Below are 20370 nucleotides of genomic sequence, written 5' to 3' on the forward strand. Positions count from 1 at the left end.
CGGCTCTACGATGACATCCATGTCATCGAAGGTCACGTCCGCAGTTGAATTCGCCTTGGCAAATTTCGGTGTAATCTGCGGCAAAGTTTGAAAATATGGGTATTTAGCTGTTGTGCGCATGGTTTTACCCTTGGGATACGCAGCCTCACTGCGGGTTAACTTGCCTACGCTTCACAGCGTTGGCTAAGTGCGCTTATAGGTATACGGGGATTTTAAGCGGGAGGAAAGCCTACCCGTTAACGGGGACAAGAGTTAGCATTGAGAATTAACTTTATCCTCAAAATAAGTAATAAATTGTCTTATTGTGCGTAAAGTATTTTCTATGCTTTCTCTATTTGGAGTGGAGTCCAAACCACGTTTGTCTCTACCACTTCTATGAACTATATCATGCCTGTTAGAAAATATTTTATTCAATTCTTTGAAGTCGTATCCCAGTGCAGAATTGAAAGTATCCCTATACATGCTTTCAATTCTTTTTGAATCATGAAATAAAATTAGTGATATTCTCCCTAAAACCAAATTTTTCACAGAACCGTCAAAATAATCAAGCTCCTGTAAAGTATATGTTTTGGGTTCTTTGCAGTTGCTATAAGCTCTAATTAAATTTTTTAATAATCTATCATCTTTTGACACTATCGATATAAATGCATGAGTTAAAAAGGATTCCAAGATAGTTACAGCATATGCATGAACCATTTTGAATGTGACATTTTCCAAGTTGCATGGAATTTGCTCATTTACAATTTCATAAAGCTTATCCATTTCAAACATGAAATTATGGTTTAATTCTGATAATTCTAATGACTCATAATAGCTATAATCCTGATAGTATTCTTGCTGATTACACCATTCTGTAGCTAGCTCATTCCATTCATCACTAGATTCGTCGACTTCATCGCTCCCAATTTGCTCGCATATCCAATCACGCATTTGTTGCTCTTGAATATCAATATATAACTCACTCATTGAACCCATAACTTAAACTCCCAATATATAGAGCTATTAACCTAACAGAGTTCATTTTGTTAGTTAACTAAATTAACACGTTGCACTTTCTTATTGGCCATATTCCCCTTAACCACCTGCTTAATATTCATATCCTTCATGAAGAATTTAACGAGACATATATGGACGCTCCCTGTGTGGTGGAGCAAATTACTGGGCCAGAGAATTTGAGCTGTTGAGCCATAACGTCAAGCTAATCGCACCTCAATTTGTGGTGCCTTTTCGGCAAGGTAATAAAAATGACTACAACGATGCCTTAGCCATCGCTGAAGCTGCGCAGCGACCCAACATGCGGTTTGTAAAACCCAAAGGCGTCGCGCAGCAAGATGTGCAACTGCCCCACCGCATGCGCGAACGATTAACTAAACAATCAACCGCCTTAATCAAGTCTGAGGGATGTTAGCGGAATACGGCATTGTAGAGAGAAAGAAAGGACATCCACATATTTTTAAGGCTAGAAGTGAATTTATGCCCTGATGTGTCGACTTGAAAATGGAAATTGATCGTGTGGGAACTGGCTAAAAAGGTACACAAGAATTAACGAAATTAAGCACTCTCATGGAAGTGACCGTTGACGGCATGGATGCCGTCGTCGAGCCCTCAGGGATGAGTTAATGGCGTGTCACTGGAATGAAAGTGCTTAATTGTAAAGACGGACTTATAGCCTCATAAAAAGAGTAAGGACACCTACATATTTTTAAGGTTAAAAGTGAATATATGTCCTGATGTGCCGACTTGAAAATGGAAATTGATAGTGTGAAAACTGGCTAAAAAGTACACAGAAATTAACGAAATTAAGCACTCTTATGGAAGTGTCCGTTGGCGGCATGGCCGCTCATTCATATCTGACCCATAGGAATATGGGGAATATCACTATTATGTCGGGAACATAATTGACCATGTAACCGTGGCATTCGCGCATCCATATGCAGTAGATGCCGCCGTCGAACCCTCTGGGATGACTTTTATTATTTAAGCAGAGCGTGTCACTGGAATGAGAGTGCTTAATTGTGTCGCTGGATTTATAGTTTCAACATCAAAACATCACTATATCAAGGAACGACTATGTACTTTATTGCGGCTTTTGGTCTATTGATGTTGTTATTAAGCCTAGTGATGGTTGTAAAGCCTGAGTCTTTCTCTAAGGGAATTATTTTGTTTAGCGAGCAGCCCTACTTCCATATTGCTGAGGTGATCAGCCGAATTATTGCGGGTCTCATTTTTACCCATTACTCAACCGATACTCAGTTTCCACAGACCATTTTTGCGATAGGTATTGTATTGTTCTGTGTCGGAATGGGCTTAGCATTAACGCATCCAAGGTTACATAGGAAGTTTGCGCTATGGTCTGCTCAATACTTCAACAATAAATTCCGTTTAATTGGTCTATTTTCCATCCCGCTATCTTTGTTACTTATCTATTCTGCTGTTGGCGCCTAAAAAATAGTATGCAATCCAACAACAAGGATTTTGTCACAATAATTTAGTTTTAGCTAAAGCATCGCCACTTGTAAAAAACAATGCTAAGGTAATAATTCGTATAACAAATATAGCTTTCTAAGCAGAATCTGTCGGAGAAAAAGGATGTTTATCAGATATATTTTAATGCTCACTGCCGTGCTGCTATGCCTTTACCCTGTTTGGGGATTAGTGAGCCCAGCAAGCTACTTGCAGGAGATATTAGAGGTTTATCCCGATGCGGAACAAGCCAGTCATACTCAAGTACGAATTACGGCGGCTATTTTATGGATAAGCAATCTGACGCTATCATTTGGGTTACTATTTATTGCAAAATTCATTAAACAACCTCAAACGTACAAATTCGCAAAAATATCGTCTATCGCATTAATTAGCTATCCATTTATTCTGACGATAACAGAGGTAATTTCTCACAGTATTCTATACCGCCACCTAGAACATCCTACGCTGACAATCGAGTTTTCAGCGCAAAAAATGTTCTATTTCGTATTTGGCCTGATCATTCTGGGAATTTATCAATCCCAACAAGAGTACAAACGCGCCAAAAAGAATGGTTAATTTATCAACATATTTTAAGGGAAAACCATTGAAGTTCTTTATCTCTTTTATCTTTGCTTTTATTGGCTCCAAATTATTATTCAAAGGAAAAGACAGGACAGGCTTAAATCTTTTGGGATTAAAAGCTAACTCCGAAGTAACAGAATACACCTCCCCTCGGAGTTGCCGCAGGGCGAATAGGCAAATTGCGTGAGTCTCGCCATGGATGGCGAGCTAGCTTTCGCAGGTGCAGGGACGCATCCTTCGGAAGCGATAGCAAATTTGCCAATGAGCACAAGGGGCTTTCAACTCCGTTGGGGGCGTCTTGGAGCATCCAAGGAGGATAGGACGAGCAGTCCTCCTTGGTCGGGTGTGGGGTGAAGCCCCACGACGTTGATTTAGCCTTTAAAAATTAACCATCAATCATCCCCGAAACCACATAGGAACTAAGGCCTTACATGCGAAAAATCATTCTCCCACTGATCATGCTAAGCCTTGGCGCATTGCCTCTATTTGCTCAAGCACAGGACACCAACGCGTTATGGGGTAAAAAATACGCTGAGGTGAAATCGAGTTTATTGGCTGCTGGCTGGGTATTAGCGCCCGTAGCGGAAGATGAAACGCCAATGACAGAAGACTATCCCGAAATAACCTGTGGTAGTGGCGCGATGGCAATTTGCTCTGTCGGCTTTATACGAGACAAAACTACGCTTGCCTTAATGGTTAAACGTATTGAAAATACACTTGTGGTGACGGGTGAGTACTAGTCCGACTCATCCGGCTATCAACACCCCAATAGGCACAACAATCAACACCGCAATAGGCACAACAATCAACACCGCAATAGGCACCACAAATTCGCACATCAATCGCATAAAAGAATGCACGAGTTAAGACGTACTTTAACGATGGAGACAGTTATGCCTGACACAACCCACGCCCAATTAGGCCCAAATCCCAACGACAAAGCGCCGATGAAAGGCTTCCCTCAGGTTGGATTTCTTAAAAACTTTATTACCCGCGAGAACATTATCGTCGGCGATTATACCTATTATGACGATCCTGCGGGGCCTGAAAGGTTCGAGTCGAATGTGCTTTATCACTTTGACTTTATTGGCGATAAACTGATTATCGGTAAATTCTGCGCCATTGCTAAAGACGTGAAATTCATTATGAATGGCGCCAATCATCAAGTATCTGGCTTTTCGACCTATCCCTTTTATATCTTTGGTAATGGTTGGGAGAAAGCGGCGCCCAATCCCGAAGATTTACCTTTTAAGGGCAACACCTGTATCGGTAACGATGTGTGGATTGGTTATAACGCCACTATCATGCCTGGAGTGAAAATTGGCCACGGCGCCATTGTTGCCAGTCAATCCGTGGTAACAAAAGATGTACCGCCCTACGCTGTGGTTGGCGGAAATCCTGCCACTGTCATCAAGCTCAGGTTCGAGCAAGATGTGATAGATGAGCTCGTTACCATCGCTTGGTGGGATTGGCCGATAGAAAAAATCACTCAGCACCTACACGCCATCGCGGGCGCTGATCTGAGTCAATTAAAGCAAGCGACCTAAGACAAGCGGGTCGCGAGCAAGCTTGATGAAAAATCTCAAGCGACAGCAATAAGCAACAAACATTAAGAAACCACCATTAAGCGCAGAACAAAATCCAATATGCGCAATTTTGTACAAAAGCGCTGAGGATTTCTGGGTTACTATCAGGTACAACCCGCCCATTCATCTATTCAAGAAAGGAGGCTTAATGAATACAGAACATGCGGCCTACCAGATTGCCGATGAATTAGGTGGCCTCGAGTTACTCAATGCCCACTACCATAAACAAAACTTCAGTCGCCACACCCACGAAGGTTACACGGTCGGCGTGATTGAAACGGGAGCGCAGCGTTTTTATCGCACGGGTAGCAACCATGTGGCGCCAAAGCACAGCATCATTCTCGTCAACGCCGACGAAGTGCATAATGGCTGTAGCGCCTCCGAGGGCGGTTGGTCCTATCGTGCCATGTATCCAGTACCCGCGCAGTTTGCCAATATAAACAGTGAGCTAGCAAACAGCGGAGCGCCCTATTTCCCAGATCCCGTAGTGTACGATCCCGAATTAGCCGAACTGCTGCGCCTCACCTTTAATACCTTAGATACATCGGATAATCGCTTACTGCGTGAAAGCTTAGTCTATTCAAGCCTAATGCAGTTAATGGCGCGCCATGGCAAGCATCGCCCAAGCGATGACCTCGCTGTAATCGCTAAGCCTGCATTAGCGCTGGTGAAATCCTTTATCGACGATCATCCTGCGGCCGATATTTCCCTTGAAGAGCTGGCAACGCTTGCAGGATTAAGCCCCTATTATTTACTCAAGCAATTTCAGCGTTGTTACGGCTTACCGCCCCACGCTTACCAAATTCAGGCCAGAGTGAGACTGGCCAAGGGGAAAATCAAGCAAGGCACACGGCTGCTTGATGTCGCCCTCGATTGTGGTTTTCACGATCAAAGCCATTTGAATCGGCATTTTAAAAAGACCGTCGGCGTAACGCCGGGGCAATTTGCCAAAGAAATAGGCCGCAATATTATCCAAGCCTAAACAACCACTTTAGGTTAATCTGCCATGCTCAGCTTGCTTAATATCCCCAATAACAGGCCGCTAATAACAGGTCTGCCATAACTAAACACTAGTCTCTAAGAAATAGTCACTAAATAGTCGTAACTGAGCGGTAATAACAGAGCAAGCAGACCTTATCCAAGCATTCATTGTTTAACAGCGACCCTAGTGTCGCCGCTATTTTTAGGAGCCAAAGTGACAACCAACAAGCTTATAGAACCTGATGTGTCTCCCGCGAATCCCACAAAAGCCAAGGCTTTTTTAAAAGGCACCTTGGCCATGATGCCGTTGACAATAGCAGTAGTTCCTTGGGGAATTTTAGCGGGCTCCTTCGCCATTGAGGTTGGGCTCACGCCCATTGAAAGCCAAGCCATGTCAGCGATTATCTTCGCGGGCGCGGCTCAGTTAGTGGCGCTCGGCATGGTCAAAGCCGGTATTGGTCTGTGGAGTATCTTAATTACGACGCTACTCATCACCTCACGGCATCTGTTATATGCGATGGCGATGCGCAGTCAAATCAGTCCCTTGCCATTAAAGTGGCGCCTGACATTGGGCTTTTTGCTCACGGATGAACTGTTTGCCATCGCTAATCAAGGCAAGTTGCATAAGTTCGACCCTTGGTATGCACTCGGCGGCGGCTTGAGTTTCTATATCGGCTGGAACATAGCAACCTTGCTTGGCATAGTGGCGGGCAATGCTATCGAGAACTTAGGCGAACTTGGGCTCGATTTCGCCATCGCCGCCACCTTTATCGCGCTGGTCGTGCCCACGGTAAAAAAACCGTCGATTCTCGTCTGTGTATTAGTCTCGCTCACCCTTGCCGTGGTATGCGCCTTATTTGAAATTCAAGCGGGATTACTGATCGCCGCCATAGCCGGAATGACAGCTGGCGTACTTTACGCCAAAGTGACCAAGGAAGCGGAACGCGCACAACAACCCGCAACTGAGCTAGCAAGCACACAAATCCAAGCAGCAACTGGGACTAAGACAAATAGTGCATCAGGAGAAAAAGCATGATTTGGTTAATGATTTTCTCAATGGCGGCGGTTGTGTTTATCAGTCGTCATTTACTGCTCGAACCTAAATTACCGCTGCGATTAAGTAAGGGCACCCAAACTTTTTTAAGTTACTCAGCCCCTGCAGTATTGACCGCTATCTTCGCGCCCATAGTATTTGTGCAAGAAGGCCAGCTCGATCTCAGCTTAGACAACAGCTATCTCATCTGCGCCGTGGTCGCGACGATACTCGCGCTCGTCACCCGTAATACCTTGCTGACCACAGTGTTGAGTATGGGACTGTTTTTCTTGATCCATTAAGTAAACAACATTAAGAAAACAAAGAGCCAGTGCCCTCTGTAGCACTGGCTCTTGCACAAGCACTTATACCGCCTCTACCACACTTTTACCCAACTTCATCCCCTCAGATACTCGTGTATCAGAAAATCACTTTCACATTATCTTCCACTGTCTTCATGTCCTATACCCTTATGACTGTATCTATTAGGGTATTGATCTCGGTTTAACTTTCGATATCGCACTCGATATAACTCTTTGCATAAATTATCCATTTAAAAGTTTTTTATATAAAAGTCAGCATAAATTTTTAATACGCCATGCCATTAACATCAATCCACGAATAAAATCAACCCATTAAAAATTAAAGTAAATACACTATATTATAAAGTTCAAAATACCGTTTAAAAATAAACCAGTTAACACTTTTAACCTAAATTAAACACTATTTAAATTAATCTATTTTTACTTTGTTTAATAAAAATAAAAGTGCTAGTTTTTAGATGTGCCTAACAGTAATGATTATTTATATGATTTAGGACTACATATAATTGCCATCGGCGCTCTCAATGAAAGGACGTATTTTATTAAAATAAAGGAACAATCATGAGAACAAAATCTAGCCTGAGTATATTAACTTTATCCTGTTTAACCGCACTTGGAACTGTTTCTTTGTTGGCCGAAGCAGCTATTCCTAATACTATTCCAAAACTGTCAATGGTAGAACACGCTGCCCCTGATCTTGATTCGCTTAAAAATGATGTGATTAACGACCCCTCGTTTATCAGCTCGTTATTCTCCTTGGGACACCATCTTGGATATGCATGGGCTGGCGGTACGGCATCCCAGTATGTTGGTGAAGATATCGAAGTCAGAAGAGAATCGAGCAACGAATACAGTCTTAAAGCCCGCTATAACGGAAATGATCCTTATGCAAGCGGCTACAGAGCGAATGAGCGTTTGAAGGTGAATTTACAAAATATCCATTTTGTAACTAATCCTCAAAACCTTCAGTTAGGTTCACCTCAAGTTTATGATCGTGAAGCTATTTATACAGCTCCCGTAGTGATTTACAACTGGGGTGATACCGAAGATACCGGTGTCGCCACCCTCAACTATGATTACACCACTAGCTGGGCCAAAACCGATAATTTCTCCTTCTCCGAGAAAATTGGCGTAACCAATAAATATGAAGTGGGTATTCCAGGAATAGGTGGAGCGAGTTCTGAAATCAGTGCCGAATTTTCCGCCAGCCAAGGCTGGAGTGAAACTGACGGTAAAAGTACAACGATTTCGAGTCAGGCACAGTACCGCGCAATTATGCCGCCTCGCAGCAAACGTTATATCTCAATCACTCTGTTTAAACAAAAAGCGGATGTTCCATACACCTCAAGTTTATATATGATGTACGATATAAAATATGAGAACTTCTTAAAATGGGGAGGTAATGCGCATATTAATCATCCGACAAATAGACCTAACCTCCCTTACACCTTTGGCGGAGCGAATGCGAATAACTTAAATGGGCCAGAAGCCTTAGTCGATCAATATCTTCATCAAGATATAAACGGTTATGGTGTATGGGATTGGCCTGCAGCGATTAGTTCGGCACAGTCAAAAAGTGGTTTTGAGTGGCAATTAGCGAATATTGTTAGACAACATGGCGCACCTATCAGCGGTAAATTTACCGCAATAGATTCGAGTCAATTTAATATCGATGCCAGTGAATCCTATCCGCTAACGGATGAAGACATTGCTAATCGTCCGAAAAGTGCTCAAAAATTAGGACTGAGTCGTAATATTCAAGTTGCCGTCGGCGAGATCCAAAATAATGATGAAGATGGTTTAATCAAAAAACTGCATATTTCGCAATCAAGCGAAGTCATGTTAAACAATTAAAATGGTGAGTTTAGGCTCTCAATAATAGCCATGATACGATTATCAGAGAGATCTCGATACAACTAGAAAAATACTAGAATGTTACGAGCAAATTAGAAATGTAAGATAAGCCACTCATTCGAGTGGCTTATCTTTTACTTCGGCTCGCGCCTTCGATTGTTCATCCATCAGGCAAATATAATCTTCCAACTCTTGCCCAGGTGCTTGGTCAAAATGACGGTTCAACCGCACAAGGCCTGTGATGCGATCAACCCTGAAATTACGAAAGGCTGAACGCAGCTCACACCAAGTCAGTAAGGTCCAAGTGCCACGCCAAAAATAGATGGCGAGCGGGCGCACTTCACGCTCGGTGACATCGAGTTTGACGTCTTGATAGAAGAGTTTGACGTATTCGCGGCGCTGAGCTGAGTTACGCAGCGGATCGAGGAATTGGAACTCATTGGAGTCGAGGTAAAAATCCGGTGAAAACATCAAGGATTGATAGGCTTGTAGTCGTTTTGGCAGTACGGCTTCGACTTTGATCATCGCCTGCCTCGCGGCGCTGCCAAGTTCTTTGCCACCCCAAGTTTGCACCATACGCATGCCAACTTGAATCGCCTCCAATTCGGCTTCGTTAAACATCAAGGGAGGAACATTCACCTCGTGGCGCAACAAATAGCCGACACCCGCTTCCCCTTCAATGGGAATGCCACTTAAACACAAATCCTGTACGTCACGGTAAATCGTGCGCGTGGACACCTCTAACCGTTCAGCCAACTCTTGGGCTGTGGTCAGGCGTTTATGTTTAAGAATTTGCACTATTTGAAATAGGCGGTCGGCGCGGCGCATTGACTCTGATTTAATCCTTTAGTTGCCTATCCGTTGATTAAGCATTGTGAGTTTACATAAATCACTGACATATCCTGATACTCACTTGAGTGATAGTTTACGATTTAAATCATAAAATCCCGATATAAATCTCAACCTCAGTGGCGCTGAGATAGACTTCAAAATCAGTTTGATAACGTCGCTGATGCGGACAATCGTTAGCACTAAAATAGCCCCACACTTGTCCCCAAAGATCGATAACACACTGGGGCATGTCACCTTGACCGGTGAATTTAAGGTATTTACCGGCTTCAAGATCCAGCGACGTGAAGTGGTTTGCCTCAACAGGGGCATCAATTGCCTTGCCCACCAGCACAGCAAACTCGCCATTCATGTCTGACTCATAGTCATAATACACGCCATACATGGGCGAATTGAGCATGGCGGTGAGCTGTGATGATTCAAAAAAGGCTTGCCATAAACTGCCAATTTTAGCGCCATCGGCGGACATTTCGGCCCGATTGTTCGTGCGGGTGCTCAATCCAAGTAGCGGTCGAGCATCAATATAAACCACGTCCATCTTTGTTTCTTCCATAGAAATCTAAACCCATGCTTTAGTTAATTGCGTGATCTTAGCGTCGTGCCTTAAGGCCACGACGCTAATACATTAATCACTCGAGACTACTTATCCTTAGACCACAGACCCACTTTGTTACCTTCGCTATCGGCAAATAAGGCGATATAACCACATTCACCGTCTTTAATCGGTGTGACTGGCAGGATAATCGTCACCTCCGCTGCGATAAGTTTATCCACTAAAGGTTGCAATTGTGCGCTGAAATGAAGATATACAGTGCTGCCTTGCATTGACGGCTGGCTCATGCTGCATTTGACTAACCCTATGCTCGCCGCACTCGCATCTTCGGTGACTATGGTCGCATATTCCATATCTTCCATATCGTCACGTTTAAACTCAACCCCAAAATGCTGCTGATAAAAGGCAACGGCACGGTTCATATCACTGACAGGAATTTCACCCCAAACTAACGGTGCAATAGATAACATTTTCACTTTCTCCTTGTTGAAAAATATCAATGATTCAAAACCTTATTTATAAAATTCAGGACTGAATCATTAACGGGCGACAACAAGAATAAAACAAGGCTACTGACAGCATGATGTCAGTAGCCTTTTAATAAAAGTGAATGTTGAGGGTTTTGGCCTAGTTAAAACGTTACTTTGGCAAACTGGCTTGATGGGCCTGAATAAAATCTTCCATGGCTTTGCTCGCCCTCGCCTGAGCGCTGGCTAAGGTATCAGTATCGACTATAGTTTCGACCACTTCGTAGTAGCACTTAATTTTGGGTTCAGTGCCAGAAGGTCTGACGATCACCCGAGCGCCACCCGCTAAGCAGTAGGTTAATACATCGCTCGGTGGCAAGTCGATTTTTTCAACGCTACCATCGGCAAAACGACGCTCAAGGGCTTTTAAATCATCGGTTGATAGCACGTCTTGCTCACCAATCTTCACAGGGGGATGTTCGCGTAAATAGGCGCCAATATTAGGCGTGTCAGGTTTTAGTGCAATACTCACCTGCGCATTGAGATGGAAGCCATGCTCACGGTAAATTTGCTCGAGTCTGTCCCAAATCGTTTGCCCCTTCGCCACCAGCTCGGCAGTTAATTGGGCAAATGCCACCAGCGCCGACAAGCCATCTTTATCCCACACCATGCTGCCAACTGTGTAGCCAAGGGCTTCTTCATAGGCAAACAGGAATTGATCCTCAGGGGACGTTTTCGCAATACCCACATTCATCAACCACTTAAAGCCGGTGAGCGTGGTAAAGCTTTGCGTGCCAAAACCCTGAGCAATTTTAGATAACAGGCTCGATGACACTATCGTTGTGCCCGTAAGACGTTGATGATCTTTGGCATGAGATAATAAGTAATGCCCAAAGAGCACACCGACTTGATCGCCCGTCAGCATCTGGTATTCGCCATCCTCACGGCGCACTGCGACCGCAAAACGGTCGGCATCGGGATCGTTAGCACAGGCGAGCATAGCGCCGTGTTTTTTCGCCTCGGCAATCACTAAATCCATCGCGCCCTTTTCTTCCGGATTGGGGAAGTTCACCGTCGGGAAATCCCCATCGGGTTCGCGCTGGGAGGCTACCGAATACACTTGGGTGAAACCCGCATCTTTCAATACGGTTTCAGCCATTTCAGCGCCCACGCCGTGCATGGCGGTATAGGCTAAACTGACCTTTTCTGGAGCCGTATGGTTTTGCAGCACCTCAGCTTGCTGCACGCCATGGCGATAGCTTTGGTAAAAATCGTCCTGCAGAATAATTAACTTACCTTGTTTTACCGCCTCATCATGTTCTAAAAACGGAATCGCTTGATTCGCGGCGCGCTCAATTTGCGCGGCAATGCCAGAATCGTGGGGCGGAATAATCTGCGCGCCATTCTCCCAATACACTTTATAGCCATTGTATTGCGGCGGGTTATGACTCGCGGTCACTACAATGCCTGCTGCCGCATTAAAATGTTTCACCCCAAAGGCCACCAGCGGTGTCGGCGCCACTTTAGACGTTAAGCGCACCTTAATGCCCATAGCGGTCAGTACGCTCGCCGCATCATGGGCAAAATTGAATGAGTCGTGGCGACCATCGTAACCAATCACCACACCACGCTCGGCGGCATCTTTAATCTGATCAAGTAGATAAGCACCAAGGCCTGCCGAGGTTTGACGGATCACCAGACGGTTCATCCCCATAGGCCCTGCGCCGACCACACCGCGTAATCCTGCGGTGCCAAACTCTAAGCGACCAGCAAAGCGTGCCGCGAGTTCGGCTTCATTGCCACTATCGACTAGGGTTTGTAATTGGGATTGAGTGCGAGGGTCAGGATCATTTTCAAGCCAATGTTTTACCTGTAACTGCAGATGGGTATTCATAACACGCCTCATTGAAAATCATTTGCAATCACATTAGGAAAAACAGCGGCGAAGAACAAGCTAATTTGCATTAATTTCAAAATGAGCCAAGGGTATTGCCATAAAAAAACGCACTATCTGGCCATTCAGACCGGATAGTGCGTAGGTTTTAAAGCGCTTGTTTGATAACTGATTTACAGCTTAAAGATATTGTCCTTCGCATCTCTATCGATGAGTTTCACAAAGGGATCGACTCCCACATAACTGGGCTTCTCAGCCAAAGTGATCGTCAGCTTGTTTTCGCCACTGACCAGCCTGTGCTTCTCAATCAATAACACCTGTTTATCGTCCTTCAACTTATCGGGATCGGCACTAAAGGCGCCGATATCAATCATGGCATCTAAAGGTTGTTCAGTTTCTTCACCTTTACCACTGGCCACCTTGCGGCTGGCATAGACCGTCAGCTCAATTTGCGTCTTACCATCTGGCAGAGTCGTCATTACCGCATTGGTTAACCTAAGATCGTAGAGCGTAATCTCATTAAAAGACTCATCGATAAAGCGAGCCTGCGCTTCATCTGTCCCTTGCTCAAGGTAACTCACCAAATCCAACGTGGTTGGGAATGGATCGTTACGATACTGATAACGCGCTAAAAATGCTTTGAGATTCGCGTTGAGTTTCGCTTCACCTAACACATCTTTAATCGCCATCATCACCACTGAGCCTTTCTGATAATGAATATACTGCTGATTTTCACTGCGCAGCAAAGGCATCTCTTTTATGGACTCAGATGAACGGCCACGTAAATATCTATCTAATTCATATTTCAAAAATTTACGGATCATTTTATCGCCGTACTTTTTCTCCAACACCATAAGCGCCGAATACTGTGACAAGCTTTCGGATATCACAGCGCTACCCTGTACGTCAGCAGCACCCACTTGGTGTCCCCACCATTGATGCGCCACTTCATGGGCGGTGACGTAATACACAGGATCGATATTATCCTCGTTGCGTAAATCAGTAATAAAACCAATACGTTCAGAGTAAGGCACTGTATTAGCGAAACTTTGTGCAAAACTACGGTAACCCGGAAACTCCATGATCCGCATTTGTTTGTGCTGATAAGGCCCAAATGCTTGTGTGTAGTAATCGATAGAATCTTTAACTGACTCTATCATGCGGGCAACGTTCCAAGGGTGATCTGCATGGTAATAGACCTCAACGGCGACACCATTATGCTCGGTTTTTTCTACCTGATAACGGCCCGAAATAATGGCATAGAAGTTCACCATAGGGCTGTCCATCGAATATTGGAAATACTGACGCCCATCCTGCTGCCACTGTTTTTGCAAATATCCTGGTGCTAATGCAATTTGATCAGCACTTGTCGAAATAGTGGCTTCAAATTGAATGAAATCGCCATCGACACCAAAGAAGTTTTGCGTGTAATAACGGCTGTCTTTAAGTTTGTTCGCACGTGCTTTTTCGGCTAAATCGCGCTTTTGGCGCTCGTGGCGATCCATCAACTCATAGCCATCTTGATAACCAAAGAGCGGCAATAGCTCGAAGTTATTGATGAAGGTGCCATTTTCAACCACTGACATATCAAAGCCAGATTCAGCAACACCCACCGACTCGCGTACTAGTTGGATATCCCCTTGCACCACTTGCCCAGGCTGCACTGGCGTCGAAAAGGTCAGCCAAGTATTGCGATAGCGGCTATCAAACTCACCTAAGCTAGCATTAGGAATATTGATTTTTACCGTATCTGCCTGAGTGTGTTCGGGCAACTGCACTAGCATCTTCTCGATCGGTTTATCCGACTTGTTTTGCCATTCAAACATCACCTTAGCGATAATTTTGCGATCTTCAGGGAAAATATCGACATTCGCATTGACCTTAGTGGTCACTAAAATCGGCATGTCTTGGTATTGCTTAAAGGCCTTCTCATAATCGGCTTGCAGATCTGTGGTCTCATCTTGGGTGAGGAACTGATTCACCACTTTGGTCTGGTAGAACAAATAACTGCCCATAACCAAAAACACCACTAAGGCAACACTAACAATGGCTTTACCACTAAAACCAAGCTGATAGCCCAGTAAGCTCAGACGCGTTTTAAGACTCTGCTGCGGTCCGCGATGATACAAACCATAACCTAAAACAAACAGGATAAGGCTAAATGCCCCCCAGTAAATCATATAGAGTGCATGGCTTAATAAGCCCCAGCCGTAGCCGTTCATATCGGAGTAAGTTAAGGTTGGCGATTGACCAAAGTTATACAGGCTATGGCCAAATCCCCAGCTTGCCATGACAAACGTCGTTAGATAATAAGCAACAAATAAACCCATACCTGCGTACTTATTGGGGCTAAGCACTTGCAGAAAAAACGCCAGCACAGCGGTCATCAACAGCGGCAAGAGATAATAAAATCCCAATCGAATAAGGTACTGAGCAATCTCAAGATTGGCTTGACCTTTTATCAGTTGGAAGGCGATGGTGGTACACATGGCGAGCACGTACAGCAAGGTCATCACTATGACCACAGACACGAGCTTAGAGCCCCAAAAACTTAAGTTTGATACGGGAACGCTGTCGACGATATCCCCCATTCCTGAACTGCGTTCACGCCAGACGATTTCTGCGCTGTAATAAATCAGCACTATCACCATCAATAACCCCGTCGCGCCGGCAATGTTATCTACCATATCTTGGGTTAGTGGCCAGTTAGATGTGCCATACCAACCAAAATCATCGAACATGGGGCCGACTAAGTTGAAAATAGTCAGCACGCCTAACACCACAAATGGTGCGGTAAACAGCACTTGGCGTACTTCAAATTTAACGCGCGTCCAAAATTGCTGACGACCATTAGGTTCAGTTGCCATAGCCAATTGTGCCAAAGGCACTAAGCTGGGGATGACTCCCGCTTTGTCTGATTTTTTCTCACGCTTCTTAGTCAAGCTCGGCTGACGAAAAATCCCAGAAACCGCCAGTAACACGCAAGCAATCCCAAACCATAACGCGCGGTTTTGCAGCACTAGCCCCGAGAATTCAATTAACTGGTTATTCTTCTCGCTAATGGTCCAATAACGGGTCACTTCAGCAAAAGTGCGCAGCGCAAAGGGATCAAGTAAAGCTGCTATGGTGCGATATTGTGGCTGGCTCGCCATTTCACCCGTTAGGGTATAGAGCACCAACATAGCTACTGCAGTCAGATAAAGCGCCATTAAAGAACGAAAGCGACTTGCCATCGCATAGAACAGAGTGGAGATCAGCAGCAAACTCGGCATGGCGAGCAAAAAATACGGAACAAGATAATTCGATAACACAAATGGCCCAAAGCGGCTCGCATCGACCCATGGCATAAAGGAACCGAGCATTAACCCTATGGGAATAAACGCGAATACCATCATCACTACAACAAAGCTGCCTAAAAAGCGGCCAAATTGATATGCAAATGGCGATAGGGGTTTGCTATAAATCAGCTCTTCCATCAAATGCTGATGATTGCGGATAGCCGTGCTGCCCACAAAATTCACCACGGCAAACATGGAAATTAATCCCATGATCAACATAGTTTGGGTAATACCAAATGGGCTGTTTTTCATCACCTCGCCGCCACTACCAATTTGGATATTGTTAGATGCGACAGATAGAAAACTCATTAAAAACAATAGAAAAGAAACAACATAAAAGGATGGCTGACGTAAATAATAACGCCACTCAAACCTAAGCATTGATAACAACATATTGATATCTCCTTAGGCAGCCTGACGGCGATGACTGTGTAAGGTAGAAAAATACAGATCTTCAAGCCCAGCTGTCGCTGGGATAAATCCTTCGGGGCAGGTCTCTGCCATCACATTCAGTACTGTGCGGCCCGCGAATAAACGCTTAGAAATCACAGGCAATTGCGCTTCGAGCTCCTGCGCCTGCGCTTGACTCACCGTCTTAGTCCAAATCTTTTCCGTTAACTCACTCACTAATTGGTGGGGATTGCCTTGAAGCAAGATCTTACCCGATGCTAATACCGCCATATTGGCGCAGAGTTCAGACACATCCTCAACAATATGCGTCGAGAGGATCACCACTTTTTCCTCGCCTAAACTCACCAGCAAGTTATGGAAACGGTTACGTTCTTCAGGATCAAGACCCGCGGTAGGCTCATCAACAATCAATAACTTAGGATCACCAAGTAAGGCCTGAGCAATACCAAAGCGCTGACGCATACCGCCAGAGAAACCACTCACGGCTTTATTTTTATGCTGATAAAGATTGGTGTGAGCCAGTAATCCTTCAACCGCTTCTTTACGCAGCTTGCTCTGATTAATCCCCTTAAGAATGGCTAAATGATCTAACAGGTCATAGGCGCTAATACGCGGATAAACATTAAAGTCTTGGGGTAAATAACCTAAGGTTTTACGCAGCGCTTGAGGGTCGGCTAATACATCAATACCGTCAAATACTATGCTACCGCTATCTGCACTTTGCAGGGCGGCAATGGTACGCATCAGTGATGACTTGCCCGCGCCATTGGGTCCAAGTAAACCAAACATCCCTTTGGAAATCGTTAAATCAACACCATCGAGTGCTTTAACACCGTTATCATAGGTTTTAGTGAGATTAGAAATAGTCAGCATGCTTCCCTCTTGCTTCTGTGAGTTCAAAATACCGACAAACTATCACATAAACTTAACCCTTACAGTAGTTATCAAGATATTCATGCACTTACAGAATGCTAGCCAGAAAAACAAACTGTATATTGTGAATCACTAAAATAGCAAAAGGGACTCTATTTGAGTCCCTTGTTATTGAAATACAATATAAAAGTAGAAATATGCCGTCAAATCTGAGATGGCGTACTAAATACAATTAGTTACATAAACTTCAACATTAGCGAGAAGGTAAAGTGCCCTCGAATACGCGCACTTTGATGTTCTTTTTCAGGTTATCTTGGTCTTCTTGCCATTCTTGCCACTGGGTGAGACTGATGCTGAGCTGCAATGAAAAGTCAGTAGAAATCCACTCTTTTTGCCCTTGGGCATATTTAGGTACGGGGACTATGTTGCTTGGTCCAACAAAGGATGCTGAGCACATAAAGGTTTTGAAATACACTTGGTCAATCGATAAATCGAGGGCGCTGGGCGATGTTAAGCATTGACCACTGCCCGGCTCTTGATACGAGGCAAATTGGTACATGATTGCCGGAGTATTATTAGTGCTATCAGGAACGGATGCGGTTTGATGGCAAGATAAACAGCTACTTAATGCGTTATCCGCAGGGCCATTTAAACGTCCGTTACACCCTAAGTGTCCCGCATTGGTGTGCTCATTCAAGCGACCAACGACCTCTTGAAATACAGCGCTATCCTTAAGCCCTGTGATTGGGTTTTGAGGGAATGCTGCCGCTCCCACTGTGGCTGGCGGCGTGTCATTACCCCACATTAACCCCAGTGGGGAGATACGATCCCAAGGATTTTTCTCTTTCGCTTTAAACTGACCATCGGCGACAAAAGTGCCATAGGCCCAGCCCACGGGCGAGCGGCTGTCACGCACTGCGATGTCAAACTGTAATAAGTACACATCGGCGACAGAGCGCGGGCATTGCTCTGTTTCCTGTTGGAAACTGCAAGCACTGCCATCGGCATTTTTACATTCGCAGAAATCACTGGCACTGATATTGGCTTGCCAAACGGGTACGTTTTCGAGGAAAGGATAATTATTGGGCGTTGCTGTGGTGAACAGTAATTTGCCGATCACACTGCCTTCATTAAATACAAAGTTTTGCTGCGGCATTACAGGTGACGGCGCTCCTGTCCATACCTTGCTAATGCTATTTGCCGCCTGAGGATTATAAAACCCCACCGCCCACATAGTGGTTTTAAGGGAGCCTTGGCCTTTTATCTCCATAGTGACGGGGGCTTCGCGGGTCAAGCCGTGGATAAATTCCCGTCCACTCATAGGATCATAGGTCTGATAGGGAATATGGTACCAAGAGCGAACCTTGTTATTACACAAATCCCAGTCCTTACTGATATCGCCTTTGTCGATGTTCCCCTCTTGAATGTACTTCATCACAGCCCAAAGGTATTTCCACGCTTGGGTATTTTTATCTGTCTCACTCAGACTTTTATCGAAGGGATTGAATTCAAGCCAAGGTGCAGCATTATCTTGCTGCGCACTCGAATAGGCGTCGCTCAAGCTAAAAATAGGTCCCTTCCAGCCCGAATAAGCTTGGTTGATGATGACTTGATTGTCCCACATACCTGTTTTATTGAACGCGGGGTCTTGAAAGTAACTTGGGTAAGCTCCAGTACAAGTGGAAGTTACGTTAGATGCTGTATCAGTTGCTTGTTTGTCTGCAGCTTTTGCACTGACAGTAGTCAATGAACAAACTGAGAGCATGAGTATGGCGGCAATGTTAAGTTTCATAATATCGTCCTTGAAGAGTATTAGTCCTAAAAACTCCCTTTGTGAGTCTCGGCACAAGCGGCGACTCAAAGTAAGCATAGACTAATTTTTAATATCCTCATTTTTTAACATCCTCTATAAAGCTTAACGATTCGGATAGTAAGAATATAAAAAAGGCCGTTTAGCATGGGCTAAACGGCCAAGAGATTCGTTATTGGACTCGCCACGAGTCACGCAAACTATTTCCCTATTTATCGATTTCTTGGCCGCGCGTTTTCCACAACGAGAACAAGACCCCTGCGACTAACAGGCCGAACGTCACCCCAAGAGACAGTGCGGTTGGAATAGTAAAGTCCACTATTCCCTCGTGATTGAAATACACTAAGCCCACTTTCACCCCGATAAATACTAATACCACCGACAACGCGTATTTAAGGTATTCAAAGCGGTGCACCATGGCCGCCAAGGCAAAATACAAGGCACGTAGCCCCAAAATCGCGAAGATATTCGAGGTATAAACGATGAAAGGATCTTGGGTAATCGCAAAAATGGCTGGAATACTGTCGACAGCAAACACTAAATCCGCGGTTTCCACTAAGATCAACGCTAAAAATAACGGCGTCGCCCACCATCCTTTTGATAACTGATGATCTTCACCCCGTACCCAGAACTTCTCCTTATGCAGTGTCGGCGTAAAGCGCATCTTAGTGCGTAACCATTTGTAAAACTTATTATCTTGGATATCACTGTGCTCATCGTTTGAGAAGAGCATTTTCACGCCAGTGAAAATCAAGAAGAGTCCAAATAACACAAGTACACCTTGATACTGGGCAACAAGCACGGCACCAAGACCAATCATAATTGCGCGTAGCACTATTACGCCCATAATGCCCCAGAAGAGCACTCTGTGTTGGTATAAACGTGGGATACCTAAGCTACTGAAGATTAACGCGATAACAAATACGTTATCCATTGAAAGCGATTTTTCAATCAGATAACCCGTCAAGTATTCCATACCCGCGGTTGAGCCCTTGTACCACCAGAGCCAAGCCCCAAACAATAAGCCCATACAGATATAAAAAGCTGAAAGCTTTAAACTTTCGGCCACAGTAATTTCATGCTGCTCCTTGTGTAATACGCCAAGATCGAAGGCTAATAATGCCAGCACAAAACCGAAAAACATCAACCAAACCCAAAGCGGGTAACCCACAAATAGGGTGGTAAAAAACTCCATAAGTCTCCTTAAAAACCAACATAACGGTTGAGTAAAATCAGTACAATTGAGCAGATAGACATTAACTCATTGTAAAAATATAAACTGTGAAACCCTATATAAAAACGCAACCATCAAGATTAAAATTCTTTTATAATCAATATGATTTCACTACA

Annotated in this window: 17 protein-coding genes and 1 pseudogene; 9 read left to right on the plus strand and 9 right to left on the minus strand. The window is 44.5% G+C overall.

The genetic code is table 11. The features are described 5' to 3' along the window. Positions 1-252 precede the first annotated feature (252 nt). Positions 253-975, minus strand: coding sequence for a HEPN domain-containing protein (locus tag Q4Q52_RS20850; protein WP_311991565.1), 723 nt, complete (start codon positions 973-975; stop codon positions 253-255). 166 nt (positions 976-1141) lie between these two features. On the opposite strand from Q4Q52_RS20850, the pseudogene Q4Q52_RS20855 reads away from it, so the two are divergent. From Q4Q52_RS20855 to Q4Q52_RS20895, 9 genes and pseudogenes are all read left to right on the plus strand, one after another. Further along, positions 1142-1434, plus strand: a pseudogene (locus Q4Q52_RS20855) (IS110 family transposase); the annotation flags it as partial. 636 nt (positions 1435-2070) lie between these two features. Then, the gene (locus Q4Q52_RS20860; RefSeq protein WP_311991566.1) at positions 2071-2445 is read left to right on the plus strand and encodes a hypothetical protein; all 375 of its coding nucleotides are present in this window, start codon (positions 2071-2073) and stop codon (positions 2443-2445) included. 144 nt (positions 2446-2589) lie between these two features. After that, positions 2590-3042: a hypothetical protein gene (locus tag Q4Q52_RS20865; RefSeq protein WP_063883168.1), complete on the plus strand. Its 453-nt coding sequence runs from the start codon at positions 2590-2592 to the stop codon at positions 3040-3042. 437 nt (positions 3043-3479) lie between these two features. Next, positions 3480-3788, plus strand: a complete 309-nt coding sequence (locus Q4Q52_RS20870) for a hypothetical protein (RefSeq protein WP_268649490.1) — start codon at positions 3480-3482, stop codon at positions 3786-3788. A 153-nt stretch (positions 3789-3941) separates the two neighbouring features. Beyond that, the gene (locus tag Q4Q52_RS20875) at positions 3942-4595 is read left to right on the plus strand and encodes a Vat family streptogramin A O-acetyltransferase (RefSeq protein ID WP_311991567.1); all 654 of its coding nucleotides are present in this window, start codon (positions 3942-3944) and stop codon (positions 4593-4595) included. Positions 4596-4782: 187 nt separating this feature from the next. Beyond that, on the plus strand, positions 4783-5616 hold the full coding sequence (locus Q4Q52_RS20880; RefSeq protein ID WP_311991568.1) for an AraC family transcriptional regulator: 834 nt from the start codon (positions 4783-4785) through the stop codon (positions 5614-5616). A 213-nt stretch (positions 5617-5829) separates the two neighbouring features. Next, on the plus strand, positions 5830-6651 hold the full coding sequence (locus Q4Q52_RS20885) for an AzlC family ABC transporter permease (RefSeq protein ID WP_311991569.1): 822 nt from the start codon (positions 5830-5832) through the stop codon (positions 6649-6651). Continuing rightward, complete coding sequence (locus Q4Q52_RS20890) at positions 6648-6950, plus strand: AzlD domain-containing protein (protein WP_107402198.1); 303 nt, start codon at positions 6648-6650, stop codon at positions 6948-6950. Before Q4Q52_RS20885 ends, Q4Q52_RS20890 begins: the two co-directional genes overlap by 4 nt. A 582-nt stretch (positions 6951-7532) precedes the next feature. Beyond that, entirely contained in the window at positions 7533-8825 is a 1293-nt protein-coding gene (locus Q4Q52_RS20895) for an aerolysin family beta-barrel pore-forming toxin (protein WP_311991570.1), read from the plus strand. A gap of 114 nt (positions 8826-8939) precedes the next feature. Here Q4Q52_RS20895 and Q4Q52_RS20900 read toward each other — a convergent pair whose 3' ends face one another. From Q4Q52_RS20900 to Q4Q52_RS20935, 8 genes are all read right to left on the minus strand, one after another. Further along, positions 8940-9653, minus strand: coding sequence for a YafY family protein (locus tag Q4Q52_RS20900; RefSeq protein ID WP_311991571.1), 714 nt, complete (start codon positions 9651-9653; stop codon positions 8940-8942). Positions 9654-9762: 109 nt separating this feature from the next. After that, positions 9763-10212: a GyrI-like domain-containing protein gene (locus Q4Q52_RS20905; RefSeq protein WP_259483241.1), complete on the minus strand. Its 450-nt coding sequence runs from the start codon at positions 10210-10212 to the stop codon at positions 9763-9765. Between the two features lie 101 nt (positions 10213-10313). Further along, positions 10314-10697 (minus strand): VOC family protein, encoded by a 384-nt coding sequence (locus Q4Q52_RS20910; RefSeq protein WP_006081088.1) that lies wholly within the window; start codon positions 10695-10697, stop codon positions 10314-10316. A gap of 169 nt (positions 10698-10866) precedes the next feature. Further along, positions 10867-12588 carry a phospho-sugar mutase gene (locus Q4Q52_RS20915; protein ID WP_311991572.1) on the minus strand — a complete coding sequence of 574 codons (1722 nt, stop codon included), beginning with the start codon at positions 12586-12588 and terminating at the stop codon, positions 10867-10869. 173 nt (positions 12589-12761) lie between these two features. Next, complete coding sequence (locus tag Q4Q52_RS20920) at positions 12762-16319, minus strand: M1 family aminopeptidase (protein WP_311991573.1); 3558 nt, start codon at positions 16317-16319, stop codon at positions 12762-12764. 12 nt (positions 16320-16331) lie between these two features. After that, on the minus strand, positions 16332-17210 hold the full coding sequence (locus Q4Q52_RS20925; RefSeq protein ID WP_226059813.1) for an ABC transporter ATP-binding protein: 879 nt from the start codon (positions 17208-17210) through the stop codon (positions 16332-16334). Positions 17211-17463: 253 nt separating this feature from the next. Next, positions 17464-19002, minus strand: a complete 1539-nt coding sequence (locus Q4Q52_RS20930) for a hypothetical protein (protein ID WP_311991574.1) — start codon at positions 19000-19002, stop codon at positions 17464-17466. A gap of 226 nt (positions 19003-19228) precedes the next feature. Further along, on the minus strand, positions 19229-20215 hold the full coding sequence (locus tag Q4Q52_RS20935; RefSeq protein ID WP_311991575.1) for a TerC family protein: 987 nt from the start codon (positions 20213-20215) through the stop codon (positions 19229-19231). Positions 20216-20370 lie beyond the last annotated feature (155 nt).

Origin of the sequence: Shewanella sp. SP1S2-4, assembly GCF_031932075.1 — a bacterium.
GTDB classification, from domain to species: Bacteria; Pseudomonadota; Gammaproteobacteria; order Enterobacterales; family Shewanellaceae; genus Shewanella; species Shewanella baltica.

What these genes read in the sequence shown, in the direction of transcription:
- Q4Q52_RS20850 (WP_311991565.1), bottom strand. Translation starts at nt 975, where the DNA reads ATGGGTTCAATGAGTGAGTTATATATTGATATTCAAGAGCAACAAATG.
- Q4Q52_RS20860 (WP_311991566.1), top strand. Translation starts at nt 2,071, where the DNA reads ATGTACTTTATTGCGGCTTTTGGTCTATTGATGTTGTTATTAAGCCTA.
- Q4Q52_RS20865 (WP_063883168.1), top strand. Translation starts at nt 2,590, where the DNA reads ATGTTTATCAGATATATTTTAATGCTCACTGCCGTGCTGCTATGCCTT.
- Q4Q52_RS20870 (WP_268649490.1), top strand. Translation starts at nt 3,480, where the DNA reads ATGCGAAAAATCATTCTCCCACTGATCATGCTAAGCCTTGGCGCATTG.
- Q4Q52_RS20875 (WP_311991567.1), top strand. Translation starts at nt 3,942, where the DNA reads ATGCCTGACACAACCCACGCCCAATTAGGCCCAAATCCCAACGACAAA.
- Q4Q52_RS20880 (WP_311991568.1), top strand. Translation starts at nt 4,783, where the DNA reads ATGAATACAGAACATGCGGCCTACCAGATTGCCGATGAATTAGGTGGC.
- Q4Q52_RS20890 (WP_107402198.1), top strand. Translation starts at nt 6,648, where the DNA reads ATGATTTGGTTAATGATTTTCTCAATGGCGGCGGTTGTGTTTATCAGT.
- Q4Q52_RS20895 (WP_311991570.1), top strand. Translation starts at nt 7,533, where the DNA reads ATGAGAACAAAATCTAGCCTGAGTATATTAACTTTATCCTGTTTAACC.
- Q4Q52_RS20900 (WP_311991571.1), bottom strand. Translation starts at nt 9,653, where the DNA reads ATGCGCCGCGCCGACCGCCTATTTCAAATAGTGCAAATTCTTAAACAT.
- Q4Q52_RS20905 (WP_259483241.1), bottom strand. Translation starts at nt 10,212, where the DNA reads ATGGACGTGGTTTATATTGATGCTCGACCGCTACTTGGATTGAGCACC.
- Q4Q52_RS20910 (WP_006081088.1), bottom strand. Translation starts at nt 10,697, where the DNA reads ATGTTATCTATTGCACCGTTAGTTTGGGGTGAAATTCCTGTCAGTGAT.
- Q4Q52_RS20915 (WP_311991572.1), bottom strand. Translation starts at nt 12,588, where the DNA reads ATGAATACCCATCTGCAGTTACAGGTAAAACATTGGCTTGAAAATGAT.
- Q4Q52_RS20920 (WP_311991573.1), bottom strand. Translation starts at nt 16,319, where the DNA reads ATGTTGTTATCAATGCTTAGGTTTGAGTGGCGTTATTATTTACGTCAG.
- Q4Q52_RS20925 (WP_226059813.1), bottom strand. Translation starts at nt 17,210, where the DNA reads ATGCTGACTATTTCTAATCTCACTAAAACCTATGATAACGGTGTTAAA.
- Q4Q52_RS20930 (WP_311991574.1), bottom strand. Translation starts at nt 19,002, where the DNA reads ATGAAACTTAACATTGCCGCCATACTCATGCTCTCAGTTTGTTCATTG.
- Q4Q52_RS20935 (WP_311991575.1), bottom strand. Translation starts at nt 20,215, where the DNA reads ATGGAGTTTTTTACCACCCTATTTGTGGGTTACCCGCTTTGGGTTTGG.